Source organism: Amycolatopsis sp. CA-128772, from assembly GCF_002904295.1.
GTDB lineage: Bacteria > Actinomycetota > Actinomycetes > Mycobacteriales > Pseudonocardiaceae > Amycolatopsis.
Window position 1 is genome coordinate 102,108 of sequence record NZ_PPHG01000009.1, and the last position, 15,560, is coordinate 117,667.

17 protein-coding genes and 1 tRNA gene are annotated in these 15,560 nt (G+C 72.8%); 5 read left to right on the forward strand and 13 right to left on the reverse strand.

Features of this window, described 5'->3' with window-relative positions; translation table 11 throughout:
• Nucleotides 1-100 precede the first annotated feature (100 nt).
• Nucleotides 101-173: transfer RNA gene (locus C2L59_RS03990), tRNA-Asn, on the reverse strand.
• Between the two features lie 166 nt (nucleotides 174-339).
• Between C2L59_RS03990 and C2L59_RS47745 the strand changes: the two genes are divergently transcribed.
• On the forward strand, nucleotides 340-510 hold the full coding sequence (locus C2L59_RS47745; RefSeq protein ID WP_003097798.1) for a hypothetical protein: 171 nt from the start codon (nucleotides 340-342) through the stop codon (nucleotides 508-510).
• Here C2L59_RS47745 and C2L59_RS03995 read toward each other — a convergent pair.
• The 3 genes from C2L59_RS03995 to dnaG are packed head-to-tail and all read right to left on the reverse strand — an operon-like array spanning nucleotide 500 to nucleotide 3,752.
• A complete protein-coding gene (locus C2L59_RS03995; protein ID WP_103348141.1) occupies nucleotides 500-1,267 on the reverse strand; it encodes a trans-aconitate 2-methyltransferase in 768 nt (255 codons plus the stop codon). The two genes, C2L59_RS47745 and C2L59_RS03995, sit on opposite strands and share 11 nt — an antisense overlap.
• A 48-nt stretch (nucleotides 1,268-1,315) precedes the next feature.
• Complete coding sequence (locus tag C2L59_RS04000) at nucleotides 1,316-1,837, reverse strand: hypothetical protein (protein ID WP_199198902.1); 522 nt, start codon at nucleotides 1,835-1,837, stop codon at nucleotides 1,316-1,318.
• Nucleotide 1,838: 1 nt separating this feature from the next.
• Complete coding sequence (gene dnaG / locus C2L59_RS04005) at nucleotides 1,839-3,752, reverse strand: DNA primase (RefSeq protein WP_103348142.1); 1,914 nt, start codon at nucleotides 3,750-3,752, stop codon at nucleotides 1,839-1,841.
• Nucleotides 3,753-3,784: 32 nt separating this feature from the next.
• On the opposite strand from dnaG, the gene C2L59_RS04010 reads away from it, so the two are divergent.
• Nucleotides 3,785-4,729, forward strand: coding sequence for a sigma-70 family RNA polymerase sigma factor (locus tag C2L59_RS04010; protein ID WP_103348143.1), 945 nt, complete (start codon nucleotides 3,785-3,787; stop codon nucleotides 4,727-4,729).
• Here the strand turns inward: C2L59_RS04010 and C2L59_RS04015 are convergent.
• The 3 genes from C2L59_RS04015 to C2L59_RS04025 all read right to left on the reverse strand — a co-directional run bounded on the left by C2L59_RS04015 (nucleotide 4,710) and on the right by C2L59_RS04025 (nucleotide 7,491).
• Nucleotides 4,710-5,480, reverse strand: coding sequence for a hypothetical protein (locus tag C2L59_RS04015; RefSeq protein WP_103348144.1), 771 nt, complete (start codon nucleotides 5,478-5,480; stop codon nucleotides 4,710-4,712). The genes C2L59_RS04010 and C2L59_RS04015 overlap by 20 nt on opposite strands.
• Nucleotides 5,481-5,543: 63 nt before the next feature.
• Nucleotides 5,544-6,110 carry a carboxymuconolactone decarboxylase family protein gene (locus C2L59_RS04020; RefSeq protein WP_103348145.1) on the reverse strand — a complete coding sequence of 189 codons (567 nt, stop codon included), beginning with the start codon at nucleotides 6,108-6,110 and terminating at the stop codon, nucleotides 5,544-5,546.
• A gap of 22 nt (nucleotides 6,111-6,132) precedes the next feature.
• A complete protein-coding gene (locus C2L59_RS04025) occupies nucleotides 6,133-7,491 on the reverse strand; it encodes an MFS transporter (RefSeq protein ID WP_103348146.1) in 1,359 nt (452 codons plus the stop codon).
• 24 nt (nucleotides 7,492-7,515) lie between these two features.
• Here C2L59_RS04025 and C2L59_RS04030 point away from each other — a divergent pair, with 24 nt between their 5' ends.
• The gene (locus tag C2L59_RS04030) at nucleotides 7,516-7,965 is read left to right on the forward strand and encodes a MarR family winged helix-turn-helix transcriptional regulator (RefSeq protein ID WP_103348147.1); all 450 of its coding nucleotides are present in this window, start codon (nucleotides 7,516-7,518) and stop codon (nucleotides 7,963-7,965) included.
• Here the strand turns inward: C2L59_RS04030 and C2L59_RS04035 are convergent.
• Complete coding sequence (locus C2L59_RS04035; protein WP_103348148.1) at nucleotides 7,962-8,660, reverse strand: carboxymuconolactone decarboxylase family protein; 699 nt, start codon at nucleotides 8,658-8,660, stop codon at nucleotides 7,962-7,964. The two genes, C2L59_RS04030 and C2L59_RS04035, sit on opposite strands and share 4 nt — an antisense overlap.
• A 99-nt stretch (nucleotides 8,661-8,759) precedes the next feature.
• Between C2L59_RS04035 and C2L59_RS04040 the strand changes: the two genes are divergently transcribed.
• Together C2L59_RS04040 and C2L59_RS04045 are read left to right on the forward strand one after the other, a co-directional pair.
• On the forward strand, nucleotides 8,760-9,362 hold the full coding sequence (locus C2L59_RS04040; protein ID WP_103348149.1) for a TetR/AcrR family transcriptional regulator: 603 nt from the start codon (nucleotides 8,760-8,762) through the stop codon (nucleotides 9,360-9,362).
• A 38-nt stretch (nucleotides 9,363-9,400) separates the two neighbouring features.
• Nucleotides 9,401-9,751, forward strand: coding sequence for a VOC family protein (locus C2L59_RS04045; protein WP_199198903.1), 351 nt, complete (start codon nucleotides 9,401-9,403; stop codon nucleotides 9,749-9,751).
• 21 nt (nucleotides 9,752-9,772) lie between these two features.
• On the opposite strand, the gene C2L59_RS04050 is transcribed toward C2L59_RS04045, so the two are convergent.
• The 5 genes from C2L59_RS04050 to C2L59_RS04070 all read right to left on the reverse strand — a co-directional run bounded on the left by C2L59_RS04050 (nucleotide 9,773) and on the right by C2L59_RS04070 (nucleotide 15,539).
• A complete protein-coding gene (locus tag C2L59_RS04050) occupies nucleotides 9,773-10,312 on the reverse strand; it encodes a DinB family protein (RefSeq protein WP_103348150.1) in 540 nt (179 codons plus the stop codon).
• A gap of 13 nt (nucleotides 10,313-10,325) precedes the next feature.
• Nucleotides 10,326-12,137, reverse strand: a complete 1,812-nt coding sequence (locus C2L59_RS04055) for a glycosyl transferase (RefSeq protein WP_233223264.1) — start codon at nucleotides 12,135-12,137, stop codon at nucleotides 10,326-10,328.
• A complete protein-coding gene (locus C2L59_RS04060) occupies nucleotides 12,134-13,207 on the reverse strand; it encodes a serpin family protein (RefSeq protein WP_103348151.1) in 1,074 nt (357 codons plus the stop codon). Before C2L59_RS04060 ends, C2L59_RS04055 begins: the two co-directional genes overlap by 4 nt.
• 308 nt (nucleotides 13,208-13,515) lie before the next feature.
• On the reverse strand, nucleotides 13,516-14,790 hold the full coding sequence (locus tag C2L59_RS04065) for a deoxyguanosinetriphosphate triphosphohydrolase (RefSeq protein ID WP_103348152.1): 1,275 nt from the start codon (nucleotides 14,788-14,790) through the stop codon (nucleotides 13,516-13,518).
• A gap of 95 nt (nucleotides 14,791-14,885) precedes the next feature.
• The gene (locus C2L59_RS04070; RefSeq protein WP_103348193.1) at nucleotides 14,886-15,539 is read right to left on the reverse strand and encodes a YdcF family protein; all 654 of its coding nucleotides are present in this window, start codon (nucleotides 15,537-15,539) and stop codon (nucleotides 14,886-14,888) included.
• Between the last annotated feature and the right edge of the window lie 21 nt (nucleotides 15,540-15,560).

Here is a 15,560-nt window from a genome sequence, read left to right on the forward strand (position 1 = left end):
CGCAGAGGTTAACTGGCAGCGACACGGTCTGAAGCCACAACTAAATCGGCCCCTACTCGAGGGCAGCAAAAAGGCCCAGGTCGTCGACCTGGGCCTTGCGCTCCCCCGCTTGGACTCGAACCAAGAACCCTCCGGTTAACAGCCGAATGCTCTGCCAGTTGAGCTACAGGGGATTGCCGCTCACTTCCGGTGCCGGTCTCTCCGACCGACAAGAAGAACTTTAGCCCATGCCCCGGAAGCGTCGTGCACCACCCCCCACTTAGCGCAACCGCCCCCGCGCGGTGGTTTTCCTGGACAATGGACAGTCGGACGACCTAACGATGTGGAGTGTGGACGCGCATGAAGAAATTCCTGCTGGGGGCGGGCCTGGGGTACGTGCTGGGCGCCAAGGCAGGCCGGGGGCGGTACGAGCAGCTCGTGCGCACCTACCGCCGGGTCGTCGACCACCCCATGGTGCAAGGGGCCGCCGGGGTGGCCCGGGCCAAGATCGGCGAGAAGCTCAAGCGCTGATCCGGGCCACGAAGAACACCCGGCGGAACTCGAACCACGTGACGCCGTCGGCCCGCGTGGGGTAGGCGGCGTCCAGCCGCGGCGCCAGGTCCGCGCGGAACCGCTCCCACTCGGAGTCGGGCAGGGCCGCGCGGATCGGGCGCAAGGCCGTTCCCGCGATCCACTCCAGCACCGGGGACGGCCCGCGCAGGGGCTGCACGTACGTCGTCTCCCAGGCGTCGACCGTGCAGCCCACGTCCGCCAGGAGGTCCGCGTACTCCGCCGGGGCCGACACCGCGTCGCCCTCGCGCAGCACCACGTCGGACAGGTGGGACGCCCATTCCGGGGACGCCGCCAGTTCGCGCGTCAGCGCGTGCGACGGGGCGTTGAAGTTGCCCGGCACCTGGACCGCCAGCCAGGCCCCCTCGGGCAGCGAAGCGGCCCAGCGTCGCAGCAACGCGGCGTGGTCCGGGACCCATTGCAGGACCGCGTTGGACACCACGACGTCGGTGTCCGGCGCCGGCTGCCAGTCGCGGACGTCGAGGAGAGTTGCGTCGAGGCCGCGGGCGCGAGCCGCCGCCACCATTTCGGGTGAACTGTCGCTGCACTCCAGCGCCGCCGCGGGCCAGCGGTCGCGCAGCGACGCCGTCAGGTTGCCCGGGCCGCAGCCCAGGTCGGTGACGCGCCGCGGGGACGACGCGCCGATGCGGGCGACGAGGTCATGGAACGGCCGGGCCCGCAGGTCGGCGTAGTCGAGGTACTTGTCCGGATCCCACACAGCGGCCTCCCGGTTAACAGTACGCCTGTACTGAGTACGAGCGTACTGCTACTCCGCCGGGTTGACCAGCTTCGCCGCGACCTGCTCGGCGATGGCCTCGACCAGCGTGACGTCGGTACCCGGGTCCGGCCGGACCTGCAGGACGCTGCCGTCCCGGCCGGGCACCTTGCGCTGCACGAACCACGCGCCGCCGTCGCCGATCTCCTGCCGGTGCCGCGTGCGGATCGAGCCTTCGACGCGTTGGTAGGCCTCGCGCGGCACCTTGCCCGGCGCCGGCAGCCGGAAGTGCACCGGCGGCCGGTCGGCCAGCACGACCGCCGAACCCGCGGTGGCCACCTCGGCCGACTCCGTCAGCGTGAACACGCCGTCCGCCCAGGCCGCCTTGGCGATCAGGTGCCAGCCGACGCGGCGCGCCCCGTCGCCGGCCGGGATCCACAAGCCGAGCGCCGTCACGACCAGGTGGCCGCCGCCTTCGACCGGGGCGCTGTCCACGACGTCTTCGCCCGGCGCGAGGGAACCGGCGAACCCCTCGGGCGTGCGGTCGCCCAGCAAGCGGCGCAGGAAGCTCATCTCAGCTCCACGCGCCGGCGGCCGCCTGCTCGCCCAGGGACTTCTTGTACTGCTCCAGCGCGACCAGGTCGCCGAACAGCGCGCGGTAGTCGTCCGGCGCCTCGACCGGCGACAGCCGCTGCAGCTTGCCCTTGATCTCCGCGATCTGCCGCCCGACCAGGCCCTCCTGCAGCCTCGCCAGGATCGACGAGATGTACCGGGAGTCGACCTCGTCCTTGGCCTGCAACGGTTCCACGGCCAGTTCCGACAGCACCCGGCGGACCGTCCCTTCCGGACAGTGCGGGGCCGCCGCGTCCAGCAGCGCCGGGCCGGTCAGGCCCGAACCCGCGCCGCCGGCCTTCAGCACCGCCTCGTGGACCGCGACGTACACCGGGTGCGTGAACGCCTCCAGGGGCAGCGCGTCGTACTCCGGCCCGGCGATCGCGGGCTGCTGCAGCGCCGCCTTCAGGGCCTCGCGCTGCACGGCGAACCGCGGGTCCTTCGGGGCCGGGCGGGCGACGTCCTGCGCGGGAGCGGCCGGCGCCGCCTGAGCCCGGGCCGGCTGCCGCAGCGGCGCCCCGCCGCGTTTGTCGGTCGCGCCCGCGCTGCCGCGGACCCGGTTGACCACCTGGGCGACGTCCTGCCAGCCCACCCACCAGGCGAGCTTCGACGCGTAGCCGTCGCGGGCCGCGCGGTCCTTGATCGACGCCACCATCGGCACGGTCTTCTGCAGCGCCGCGACCTGGCCGTCGACCGAGTCGAGGTCGTAGTTCTTGAGCGTGCTGCGGATGACGAACTCGAACAGCGGCGTCCGCCGCGCGACCAGGTCCTTCACCGCACTGTCGCCCTTGGCCAGCCGCAGCTCGCACGGGTCCATGCCGTCCGGCGCGACCGCGATGTACGTCTGGCCGGCGAAGGTCTGGTCGCCTTCGAACGCCTTCAGCGCCGCCTTCTGGCCCGCTTCGTCACCGTCGAAGGTGAAGATGACTTCGCCGCGGAAGGCGTCGTCGTCCATCATCAGCCGGCGAAGCACCTTCATGTGGTCTTCGCCGAACGCCGTGCCCGACGACGCCACCGCCGTCGGCACGCCCGACGCGTGCATCGCCATCACGTCGGTGTAGCCCTCGACCACGACCACTTGGTGCCGCTTCGCGATCTCGCGCTTGGCCAGGTCGAGGCCGAACATGACCTGGGACTTCTTGTAGATCGGCGACTCGGCGGTGTTGAGGTACTTCGCCGAGATCCGGTCGTCGTCGAACAGCCGCCGCGCGCCGAAGCCGACGACGTCGTTGCCGACGTCGCGGATCGGCCAGACCAGCCGCCGGTGGAAGCGGTCCATCGGGCCGCGCTGGCCCTCCTTGGACAGCCCCGCGGTGAGCAGCTCCTTGACCTCGAAACCCCGGTTGAGCAGGAACTTCGTCAGCTTGTCCCAGCCGCCGGGTGCGTACCCGCAGCCGAACGTCTTGGCCATCGAGGCGTCGAACCCGCGCTCGGACAGGAAGTCCCGCGCCGGGCGCGCCTCGTCGGTGACCAGCTGCTCGGCGTAGAACTCCTGGGCCAGCCGGTGGGCCTCGACCAGCCGGGTGCGGCTGCCGCGGTCGCGCTGGATCGTCGCGCCGCCGCCCTCGTAGGTGAGCCGGATGCCGACCCGGTCGGCCAGCCGCTCGACGGCCTCCACGAACGAGATCAGGTCGATCTTCTGGACGAACTTGATCACGTCGCCGCCCTCGCCACAGCCGAAGCAGTGGAAGGTGCCGTGCGCCGGGCGGACGTTGAACGACGGGGTCTTCTCGTTGTGGAACGGGCAGAGGCCCTTCAGGCTGCCCCCACCGGCGCGGCGCAGCGCCACGTACTCCCCGACGACCTCGTCGATCCGGTTCCGCTCGCGCACCTCCGCGATGTCGCTCTCCCGAATCCGTCCTGCCACGCCGCCCACTCTAGTCTCGCCCTTTGCGGCACACTCGGGGCATGGCCACCACGCCCACCGCCCAGGACACGCTCGCCGCGGAGTTCGCGGAGCACCGCAGTCACCTGATCGGGGTGGCGTACCGGCTGACCGGCACCCGCGCCGACGCCGAAGACGCCGTCCAGGAGTCCTGGTTCCGGCTCACCGGGCTCGACGACGGCGGCCGCGCGGCGATCCGCGACCTGCGCGGCTGGCTGACCACGGTCGTCGGCCGGATCTGCCTGGACCGGCTCAAGTCGGCCGCCGCGCAACGCGAGAAGTACGTCGGCAACTGGCTGCCGGAGCCGGTCGTCACGCCGTTCGGGCGGCCGGTGAGCGAGGACCCGCTGGACGTCGCCGTCCGCGACGACGGCCTCCGGATGGCGGCGCTGGTCGTGCTCGACAAGCTGACGCCGGAGCAGCGGGTCGCCTTCGTGCTGCACGACGCGTTCTCGGTGCCGTTCTCCGAGATCGCGGACGCGCTCGGCGTCTCGGTGGGGGCCGCGCGCCAGCACGCCTCCCGCGGCCGCAAGGCCCTCGCCGACGCGGATCCGGCGCCCCGCGTGCCGCTGGACGACCAGGCCAAGATCCTCGAAATGTTCGTCACCGCGCTGCAGGCCGGCGACATCCGGGCGATGACCGAGCTGCTCGCCCCGGACGTGGTGCTGATCGGCGACTCGAACGGCAAGGGCCGGACCACCCGCCAGCTCATCGTCGGCGCGGACAAGATCGCCCGGTTCTTCCTGGGCCTCGCCGGCAAGTACCCGCCCGGGACGCTCACCGGCGGCACGCCGGTGCTCGTCAACGGCGACCTGGGGATGCACCTCGCGCCGCAGCCGGGCCAGGACGGCTTCTTCGCCCTCGACGAGCACGTGCAGGCGATGACCATCCGCGACGGGAAGATCGTGGCGATCTACGACCTCGTCAACCCCGACAAGCTGGCCCGGATCACGCGTCCCGGCGCTTGACCCGCACGATCCCGGCGGCCAGCAGGACGGCGGCGAAGGCCCCGAAGTAGGCCAGCGCCCAGCCCGGGCTCAGCGGCGAGTCGGACAGGACGGTGGCGTTGCCGCCGTCCCGTCCCGCGTTCGCCTCGCCGTGGCCGCTGAGGAACTTCGTGACGGCGTTCAGCGGCAGCCACCGGTGGATCGCCTGCCCGGCCCGCGGGATGAGCAGGACGACGTTCTCCGCCATGAGCGGGTAGCCGACGAGCAGCGCGACCGCACCGGCGGTGTGCCGCAGGAGCAGGCCGGCGCCGACCCCGCCGACGGCGGCCAGCGCGAACACCGGGCCGGTGCCGGCGACGATCCGCCAGTCCGCGGCGCTGTCCAGGGCCAGGTCGGCGTCCGGGGCGAGGGTCCGGGCCACCAGCCAGGCGGCGAACGCGCCGGCCTCGCCGAGCAGGAACGCGTAGCCGCCGACGAGCGCGGCCTTGGCCAGCAGCACCGGCGTCCGGCTCGGCACGGCCTGGAAGGTGCCGTGGATCGTGCCGGAGTGGTACTCGCCGGTCACCGCGAGCGCCGCCAGCACGAGCACGGCGACCAGGGCGAGCTGGTAGCCGAACTGCGTGCTCGCGACGGTGGGCGGCAGGCGGGATTCGCCGGCGCTGAGCGCGGTGATCGCGGCCGGGAAGGCCAGCGCGAACAGGGCGACGAGGCCGCACACCCAGGGCGTGGCGATGCTGAAGAGCTTGATCCGTTCACTGGCGACGAGGTGCATGCGCAGAACGGTCCCGCGGCGGACCCCGCCGGCGCGTCCCACCGCGGTCGGGTTCGCGGGGTCCTACGGCAGCGGGACCCGGCAGGCGGCGCCGGAGGTGAAACCCTGGTCCACGACGCCGAGCGCGCTGTTCATCCGGGCGCGGGAGTTCTCCAGCGCGATCTGGTAGGTCAGCTCGACGACGCCGTCGCGGCCGAACTCGCGCTCGAGCTCGGCGACCTGCTCGTCGGTCACGGTGACCCCCTCGCCGGACATCGCGTCGGCGTAGGCGATCGCGAGCCGCTCCGGCCGGCTGAACGCGGGCGAGGTCGCGTAGTCGTCGATCTTCTTCAGCCGCTCGATGTCCAGGCCGTCGTGCTTCTGCAGCATGGTGCCGAAGTCGACGCACCACGAGCAGCCGATCCGCGTCGCGACCCGGTAGACGGCAAGCTCGCGCACGTTCGCCGGGATCTTCTTCGACGCGCGCTCGGCCAGCAGCTCGTGCACCACGGAGGTCCGCAGCAGCCCGGGGTGGTGCGCGGTGATGGCCACCGGCTCGGGCACCGCGCCGTAGCGGCGGCCGGCGATCCGGTAGACGAGCTTGAGGAAGAGCCCGGCCTCGGCGGTCTTCTTCGCGGGGATACGCGGCATTTCGGTCTCCTTCGTCTCGGTGTTACCGCCTGGACGAGGCCGGGGCCGAAGACGTGCCAGCCGGCGCGGTGAGCCACGCCACCAGCATCGTCGCGGCCGCGGCGGCGAACACGACGGCGAGGCCCGGCGCGGCCAGCTCGCCGGTGGTGGCCAGCGCGAGCCAGCCGAACACCGCGGCCCCGGCGAGGCCGCCGGCCTGCCGGGCGAAGGTCAGCGAGCCCAGCGTGACGCCCAGCAGCGCCCGGTCGGCCCGCGTCTGGCCGAGCACGGTGTAGGCGGAAGTGCCGGCGGCGAACGCGGCCCCGATCGCGAACAGGCCCGGGCCGAGCAACCAGGGCGAGCCCCCGAGAACGGCGGCGACGGCGATCGTGGCGAGCCCGGCCGTGCCGAGCAGGCAGCCGGACCGGCCCCACGCCGTCATGTCCGGGTGCCGGCGCGCCAGCGCGGCGAACGACGTCGACAGGGCGAGCTGTCCCGCGGTCATGGCGACGAGCAGCACCCCCGTGCCCGCGGCGCCCGCGCCCAGGGCGGCGACCAGCGCGACGTAGGTGAAGGTGCCGTACAGTGCGGCGCCGGCCAGGCCGTTGACCACCACCGCGCGCTTGAGGACGGCGTCGGCGAACACCTTCGGCGAGATCAGCGGGTTCGGCGTGCGGCGCTGACGCCGGACGAACAGGAAGCCGGCCACGACGGCGGTTCCGCCCAGCAACGGCGTCCACAGTGGACTGCGGGCGAGCGCGTCGACGGTGCCGAGCGTGACGACGGCGGCACCCGCGACGGTCAGCAGCGCGCTGCCCGGGACGTCGAACTTTTCCCTGCTCCGACGCGGTTTCGCGGGTAGCCCGCGCAAGCCGAGCACCAGGGCGGGCCCGCACAGGGGCAGGTTGATCAGGAAGATCCACCGCCAGCCGGGGCCGGCCGCGAGCAGGCCGCCCAGCGGCGGCCCGCCCAGGGTGGCGGCCGCGAAGACGGCCGTCTGCCAGCCCTGGCGGCGCAGCAGCTCGTCGCGGTCGAACAGTTCGCCGAGCGCGCTCATCGCCGTGACGATCAGGCCGCTGCCGCCCAGCCCCTGCAGGGCGCGGGCGGCGACCAGCGAGCCGAGGTCGGGCGCGGCCGCGCACCACGCGGAGGCCGCGGCGAACACGAGGACCGACGCGGCGAAGGACACCCGGCGGCCGTGCAGGTCGCCCAGCCGGCCGTGCAGCGGCGTGGCGACGGTCAGCGTCAGCAGGCCGGCGGCGGTCACCGCGACGAGCCCGGTGCGCGCGTGCAGGTCGGCGCCGATCGAGGGCAGGGCCGCGGTGAGGACCAGGCCGTCGAGCTGGGCCACGGCCATCCCAAGCAGGAGACCGGCGTAGGCGAGGTTCCGAGATGCGTGCATAAAGCACACATTATAGTGTGCCTTATGCACGCATCAAGCGAAGGCGGCCCGGCGCTCTTCCGGCTGGTCCGGCACTGGGCGCGCCAGTGGGCACCGGACGTCGTCGAGCGCTTCGCCGCCGACGCGCCGCCGTCGTGGACAGTGCCGAACCTCTTCGTCATCCAGGCGATCGACGGCGCTACCGGCGACGCGGTGACGGTCGCGGACGTGGCGCGCCAGCTGGGCATCGACCGCTCGGTGGCCAGCCGGATGGTCGCCGAAGCGGCGCGAGACGGCTTCGTCGTGCGCTCGACGTCGACCCGCGACGCGCGACGGGCGGTGCTGACCCTCAGCGAAGGAGCGAAGGAGTTTCTCGACACTTCGCGCGCCCACCAGCGCCAGGCGTTCGAAGGGCTCGTGGGCCACTGGCCCCGGGAGGACCGCGAACGGTTCGCCGGCTACCTCGGCCGGCTCGCGGACGAGGTCCTCGGTTAGGCCAGGATCTCGTTCAGCGCTTCCCATGCCCGCCAGGCCCGGGTGACGCCGAACTGGGCGTTGAACCGCAGGGCTGCCCGGACGTCCTTCGGCGACGCCCCACCCCGCAGCGCGCGGCCGACGTGGATGCGGAACGTGTCGGCGAGAGTCTGGTAGTGGACGTCGACGCTGAGGCTGACCAGGCCGCGCTCGCGTTCGCTGAGCGTGCCGGGCCCGTGTCCGGTGCGCATCCGCGACTGCAGGTCGAAGTAGCCGGTGAAGTGCGGGTCCAGGGCGTCCAGGCGCGCCCGGACCTCGTCCGGCAGCGGGCTGGGCGCGGCGTCGGGCCCGGTCGAAAGCAGCTCCGCGGCCAGGGGTTCGGCGTCCGGCCGCGGCAGGCCGAGCTCCGCCTCGAGCTCCGCGATCCGCTCGATGCCGGCCGTCGCCGCGTGGTAGCCGCAGTCGTACGAGACGAACCGCAGCAGCTCGCGGACGTCCGCGGTGGACACCCCGGCGGCCAGGCCGGCCCGCACGTGCGCGGTGAACGCCAGGCCCAGGCTCGCCTGGCAGACGTCGGCCGTGACGCACAGGAACGTCTTCTCGCGGTCGGTGAGTTCCGGGATCGCCCGGACGTGCTTCGCGGTGGCCCCGACCTGCTGGGCGAACACCGGGTCGAGCGCGGCGAGCCGGTCGAGGCTCGTTTCGGTGGTGGTCATCGTGCTCCCTGAGTTGACCGAACATTCGTAGCGCTACAGCTGTAGTGTCAATGAAGCTACACCTGTAGCGCAAAGGGTGTCCAGCTACACTGGGCGCCGATGGAAGAGACGACCAGGCGCCGCCCGAACGTCCGCGGCCAGGGCGAACTGCTGCGCGAAGAGATCGTCACGGCCGCCGTGCGGATGCTCGACGAGCTCGCCGACGACGAGGCGCTGTCCCTGCGGGCCGTCGCCCGGGCGGTGTCGATCGCGGCGACGTCGGTCTACCTGCACTTCCCGGACCGCGACGCGCTGGTCCTGGCCGCGATGCGGCGCTGCCACGAAGACCTCGTCCGCACCGGCGACGAAGCGGCCGAGGCCGCCCCGGACCCGGCGGCCGCCCTGCGCGCCCGGATCCTGGCGCAGGCCGCGTGGGCCCGCGAGCACCCGGGGCTCTACAAGGTGCTGCACGAGAGCACGGTCCACCGGCGGCACGGGATGCCGTTCAAGGAGGTCATGGTCGCCCGCACGACCGAGGCGGTGCAGCGGTGCATGGACGCGGGCCTGGCCCCGGCGGACGACGCCGTGACCGTGGCCATCGACCTGCGGACCGCCGTCAACGGCATGCTCGCCCAGCGCATCAACGAGCCCGACCTGCCGTGGCCACCCGCCGTCGAGCAGCTCGACCGGTTCCTGGTCAAGCTGGTCGGCCTGCGGTCCTGACTTGTGCGCCGGCCCGGAACCGGCTTGGGTGTCCCGGTATGAACCCGGGTTTCCCGACGGTGGTCCCGCGGATGGTGGTGACCGACCTCGTCGCCGCCGTCGCGTTCCTGCGCACGGTCTTCGGCGCGACCGGCGAGGTCGAGAACGGCCGGCCGGCGCAGCTGCGGATCGGCGGCTCGCTGGTCATGGTGTCGGCCGAGGGCGAGCGCGCGCTGTTCCCGGCGTTCCTGCACGTGTACGTGGCCGACGCGGACGCGACGTACCGCCGCGCCCTCGACTGCGGCGCGGCGAGCCTGGAGGAACCGGCGAAGACGCCCTACGGCGACCGGCGCGCGATGGTCCGCGACCCGTTCGGCAACGTCTTCCAGATCGCGCAGCGCGACGGCTGAGGCCGCAGGTCAGCCGCCGGGCTACTCCCCCGTGCTGCCGTCGATCGACTCACGGATCAGGTCCGCGTGGCCGTTGTGCCGGCTGTACTCCTCGACCATGTGGACCAGGATCCAGCGCAGGCTCGGCCGGCTGCCGTCCCCCCGCGGGCGCCGGGCCCGCTGGGACAGGTCGTCGTCCGCCAGGGCGCGCCCGAGGAGTTCGCGCGAGCGGGCGACCGCGTCCTCCCAGAGCCGCACGAGCTGCTCGGGGGTGTCGTCCGCGGCGGATTCCCAGTCCCAGTCGGGCGTTGCCGTCCAGTCCACCGTGTCGAACGGCGCCGCCCGGTCGTGGCCCGAGAGCACGTGGGAGAACCAGTGGTCCTCCACGTACGCCAGGTGCTTGAGCAGCCCGCCGAGCGTCAGCGTGGACGGGGCCACCGTCGCGCGCAGGCCCGCCGCGTCCAGGCCGGCGCACTTCCAGGCCAGCGTCGCGCGGTGGAAGTCGAGGAAGCCCAGCAGCGTCGTGGCTTCGTCACCGTCGAGGGGCGGTTCGGGCCGGCCCTGTTCGTCCACAGTGGTCACGCACCGACTCTACTCACGGCGTCAGCGGGCGGACGTCCCAGATCCACACACCGCCGACGAACTCCGCGGGTTTCCGCAGCAGCAGCTCCACAGTGGACTTCAGGGCTTCCTGGTTCTGCCGCGGCCCGACCACGAGCACGTCCGCGTTCCAGGCCCGCAGGTCCGCGAGCGCCTGGGTGCGGTCCACCTCGGTGACCTCCGCCGCCTGGCCGGTCCGCTCGACCTGCGCGAACAGGTCGGACGTCGGCCGCGGAACGGCGCCGTACCGGCCGCTGCGGTCCGTCGCCGACGTCGGACCGACGAAGTAGCCCTCCGGCATCGGGTAGCCGAGGCCCGCGTCGACCTGCCAGTGCAGCGGTTCGGCTTCGCCGGTGCTCGGCAGCGGCACCGGCACCAGCGACCCGCCGGGCGCGACGTACTGGCGCCAGATGCCGTCGGCGAAGAACGGCGGCGACAGGGGACGCTGGTGCGTCACCAGCTCCGTCGGCGCGATCGGCAGCAGCACCGCCACCACCGCGCCGATCCAGATCATCCGCAGCGGGAACGGCGGCTTGCCCTCGAGCGGCGCCGGCTGCTCGGCCGCCGCCGTCCAGACGCGGTGCGTCGCGATCGCCAGGAGCGCGCCGGCCACCGGGATGCAGCCCATCGCGAGCCGGGATTCGAGCAGGGAGTCCAGCAGCGGCAGCTGGCCCAGCCACTTCCACGGGCCGGCGATGCCGGTGTCGTCGTGCGCCACCGTGATCTCGACGCCGAGCGAAAGCAGCGCCATCACGTACATCGTGATCGCGAGCGCCCGCGACACGACGTCGCGCCACAGCCAGACCGTGAGCACGACCATCAGCACGATCAGCGGCCAGCCGAAGAACGCGTTCTCCTCGGTGCGGTTCATCGACACGTCCGCGGCCGCTTCCGGCGCGCCGGCGATCGACTGCGTCGCGAAGCGGGTGAACGCCGCCGTGTCGTTGCCCGCCGGGCCGTGCAGCAGCGAGTGGAAGCTCTGCGGGCCGAAGAACTGCCAGTACAGCGGGAAGCCGGCGATGAGCAGCGCGACCACCGCGCCGATGCCGACGCCCTTGCCCAGCGGCGCCAGCATGCCCCGGATCTCGCCGCGGCGCGGGATCAGGTAGCAGACCGCGAAGACGAGGAAGGTGAGCGCGAAGATGGCCAGCGGCTCTTCGCCCAGCAGGATCTGCCACGCGACGAGCAGCCCGAGCACGATCCCGTTGCGGACCGGGCGTTCGCCGCGGGCGATCTGGATGGTCTTGAGTGCGATGAACGGCAGCACGAACAGCACCACGAAGTTCGGGTGCGCGTTGCCGTGCGAGATCATCGGCGGGGCGAAGCCGCAGAACGCGCCGCCGATCGCGGCCGCCGTCCGGTTCGGCACCAGGTGCCGGGAGAACACCCAGTACCAGCCGATCGCGGTGCCGGCGAGGCCCGCGGTGAGCACGATCGCCCAGGTCAGCGTCGCACCGAAGGTCAACGTGATCGGGGCGAGCGGGATGTTCAGGCCGAACATCGCCGCGTTCGCCGCCATGTTGACGCCGAACGGGTAGTTCTGCAGGTCCGTGGTGAACGGGTTCTGGAAGTGCAGGACGGCCTTCGCGACGACCGTCGAATACCACTCCCACTGGCTCTGGTCGGCCGCGCCGTTCCAGAGGTAGCCGCGCTTGAGGTCGAACCACAGCCCGTTGTAGAGCAGGATCGTGAACAGCAGGAACCCGCCGGCGATCGCGGAATCCGGCCAAGCCCAGCGCTTCGGGCCCTCGGGCGGTTCGGGAGCGGGCGGGACCAGCTCGGGAACGGCTTCGGACTTCAAGCTCACGGTTCGACCACCCTGGCGAGGAAGTAGAGCGCCCCGGTGCCGGCGTGCCGGACCAGCAGCAGGAACGGCCGGTCCACCGTGACGGCGACCGGGTCGTCGATCATCATCGAGGTCAGGCGCATGGTCAGCGCGGTGGCCGCGGCCCCCTCGAAGCCTTGTTCGTCGACGCGCAGCACGGCCTGGTGCAGCACCTCGGACACGGTCAGCCGCGGGTCGGGCGAGAGCCCGCTCAGGTCGGCGTCGCCGGTGAACATCGTGCGGACGCCGAGGCCGCGCAGCACGCCGGTCAGCGAGCTGGCGACGTCGAGCGAAATCTTGGGGAGGGCAAGCTCGACGCGCTTGAAGCGGATCTCGTCGAGGAGGCTCGTCAGGGCCGTCTGGTCGAGGGTGGCTTCCGCGAGGTCGCCGTCGGGCAGCAGCACGACGGCCTGCAGGCCCCCGGCCGCGGCCAGCTGCACCGCCTGCCAGCCGCCGGCGTGCGCGTAACCGACGCTCTCGCTGAGCCACATGGTCGGCACGTCCCGGGTGCCGGACGGCGCGTGGAAGGGCGCGTCGCTGGTATTGGCTTCGCGGAACGGCAGTTTCCAGGCGGCTTTGAGGTACAGCGCGTTGACGAGCACGGCGGCGACGTCGGAGTCGATCGAGCCGGGCAGCAGCAGCTGCGGGATCAGCCCGCGCGTGGTGCGGCCGACGTCGTCGTTGATGAGCGCCCGGGCGGCTTCGGGCTCCTTCTCGAAGGGCGCGCTCGCGACGGCGGCGCCGGGCCACTCGGCGAGTCCGGCCTTGAAGGAGTCCTCGAGCGGGAGCCGGTCGTCGGCCCACAGCGTGTTGGCGACGGCCAGCTCGGGCTCGTCCTCGCTCAGCTCGGCGGCCTCTCGCAGCAGGACGGTCTGCGCGTCCGGGTCACCGACCAGGGCGACCAGCTCGTCCCGGGTCCGCCCCCGCGCGGCGCGGGCGGCGAGGGTCAGCGCACTGGCCACCGAGTAGGGCGAAAAGCAGGTGTTCCCGCCCTCGGCACCAAGGGCCGAGTGGACGGCGAGGGCGAACCGGAGGTGGCTGTCCGTGGCCATGCGGGCGAGACTACCGGACCGGGACCCCCCACCGGCCGCCCGCGCGCAACTCCACCCGAGGATGACAAAACGCCCGCGAAAGTTTCGCCCCCCCTCGGCCGTGCTCCACAGGCATCACCGTGATCGAAGGGTCAACGCACGTGATTCGAAGGTCAACTCGCGTGATGGGGAGGTCGACACGGCGCGGACCGGCCCTCCCCGCGTGTCGGCTCCCCGAGCACGCGTGTCGGCTCCCTGATCACGCGTGTCGGCTCCCCGAGCACGCGTGTCGGCTTCCCAAGCACGCGTGTCGGCTCTCTGGTCACGGGTCAGCGGTGGTGGCGGGTGACGTGCCAGGAGTGCCACGCGTGGGCTTGGGCGTCGGTGAGGGAGGCGACCTGGTCGACCACCACGCGCAGCAGGCCCGCGTCGTCCGCCGCCGCGTTCCAGGCCGGGACGAACAGCGGGTCGAGGGACTCCGGGGCGCGCTGGGCCAGGGCGTGGACCAGGTCGACCAGCAGCTCGCGCTGGCCCTCCTGCATCGCCAGCCGGCGGCGGTCGCTCATCACGTACCGCAGGGCCAGCGCCTTCAGCAGGGCCACCTCGGCCGCCACCTGGTCCGGGACGCACAGGCGCGCCCGGTAGCGCCCGAGCGGGCCCTCACCGAACTCCGCGCGCGTGCCGGTGACCGCCGCCGTCGTGAAGCGGCCGACCAGCTCGCTCGTCAGCCGTTTCAGGGCGACCTGGGCCCCCGGCGAACCGTCCGGCTCGGCGGACACGAGGGCCGCGACCACCGGCAGCGCCAGCAGTTCCGCGGCCGCATCCTCCAATGTGGACACAGACTGCGCCGAAAAGTGCTTGGCGGCGGCCTCGGCGACGGCCGCGCGCTCGTCCGGGTGGGCGAGCACGCGCAGCTTGATCCGGCCGGCCAGCACGCCGTCCTCGACGTCGTGCACCGAGTACGCCACGTCGTCGGCCCAGTCCATGATCTGGGCCTCCAGGCACGTCCGCTCCGGCGGCGCACCCGCCCGGAACCACTCGAACACCGGCAGGTCGTCGCCGTACACGCCGTACTTCACCTGCCCCGGTTTGCGGGCCCACGGGTACTTCGTGGTCGCGTCCAGGCAGGCGCGGGTCAGGTTCAGCCCGACCGGGTCACCCTCGGCGGACAGCAGCTTGGGCTCGAGCCGGGTGAGGATGCGCAACGTCTGCGCGTTGCCCTCGAACCCGCCGCACGCGCCGGCCACCTCGTCGAGCGCGCGCTCGCCGTTGTGCCCGAACGGCGGGTGCCCGATGTCGTGCGCCAGCCCCGCGGTGTCCACCAGGTCCGGGTCCGCGCCCAGCTCGCCGGCGATGCCCCGGCCGATCTGCGCGACCTCCAGCGAATGCGTCAGCCGGGTGCGCGGGACGCCGGTGACCTCGGCGCCCTCCCCCGGCCCGACCACCTGGGTCTTGCCCGCGAGCCGCCGCAGCGCGGCGGAGTGCAGCACCCGGGCGCGGTCGCGGGAGAACGCACTGCGCCCGTCCGCCCGCGCGCCGGGCAGCGCGGCGCCCTTCGCCGGCTCCGGCAGCAGGCGGGCGGTTTCGTGCTCGGTGTAGTCCACATGACCAGCCTAAACGCGACCACCGACATTCTTCGGGCGTTCGGGTGGCGGAGCCCCCGACCTGGGGCGAAGCCCCCGGAAGTCGCCGACAAAACTCAGCCGAGGAAAGTGGCGAACAGGTCGTCCGCGGGCGTCTTCGTCAGCCGGTAGTACAGCAGCGCGCCGGTCTCGCGGATGATGTACCGCACCTGGGTGACGCGCTCCTGGACGATCGGCCCGCTGTGCGTGGGCGCGGTCCACGCCTCCAGCCCCAGGTCGGCGGCCATGGTCCGGGCGCGGAAGGAGTGCCACGGGTCGCTGACCAGCACCGCCGTCCGCCAGCCGCGCGCCTCCACCTGCTGGGCGACCGCGCGCAGGCTCCGCAGCGTGTCACTGCCTTCGCCGACCGCCAGGGTCGCCGACGCCGGCACGCCGCGCCGGGTCAGCCACAGCTGGCCGGCCCGGGCCTCGGTGAAGTTGTCCTCGGCCTTCTTGCCACCCGCGGTGACGATCGTCTTCGCGACCCCCGCGTCGTAGAGCTGCTTGGCCTTCACCAGCCGGGCCGCGTAGATGTCCGACGGCTTGCCGTTGTACTGGGCCGCCCCCAGCACCACGATGACGTCGGCGGGCCGCCGGTCGTTCTCGCGGGCCACCTCCCACACGCGGAACGCCGTGCCGCCGACGAGCGCGAGCAGCATCAGCAGCGTGCCGAGGACGATCCGGCGCGCCCAGCTCGCGCGCGACGGTTTGGTGCGTTCAGCGGTACCCACCCGGCCCATTCTTTCAGAACC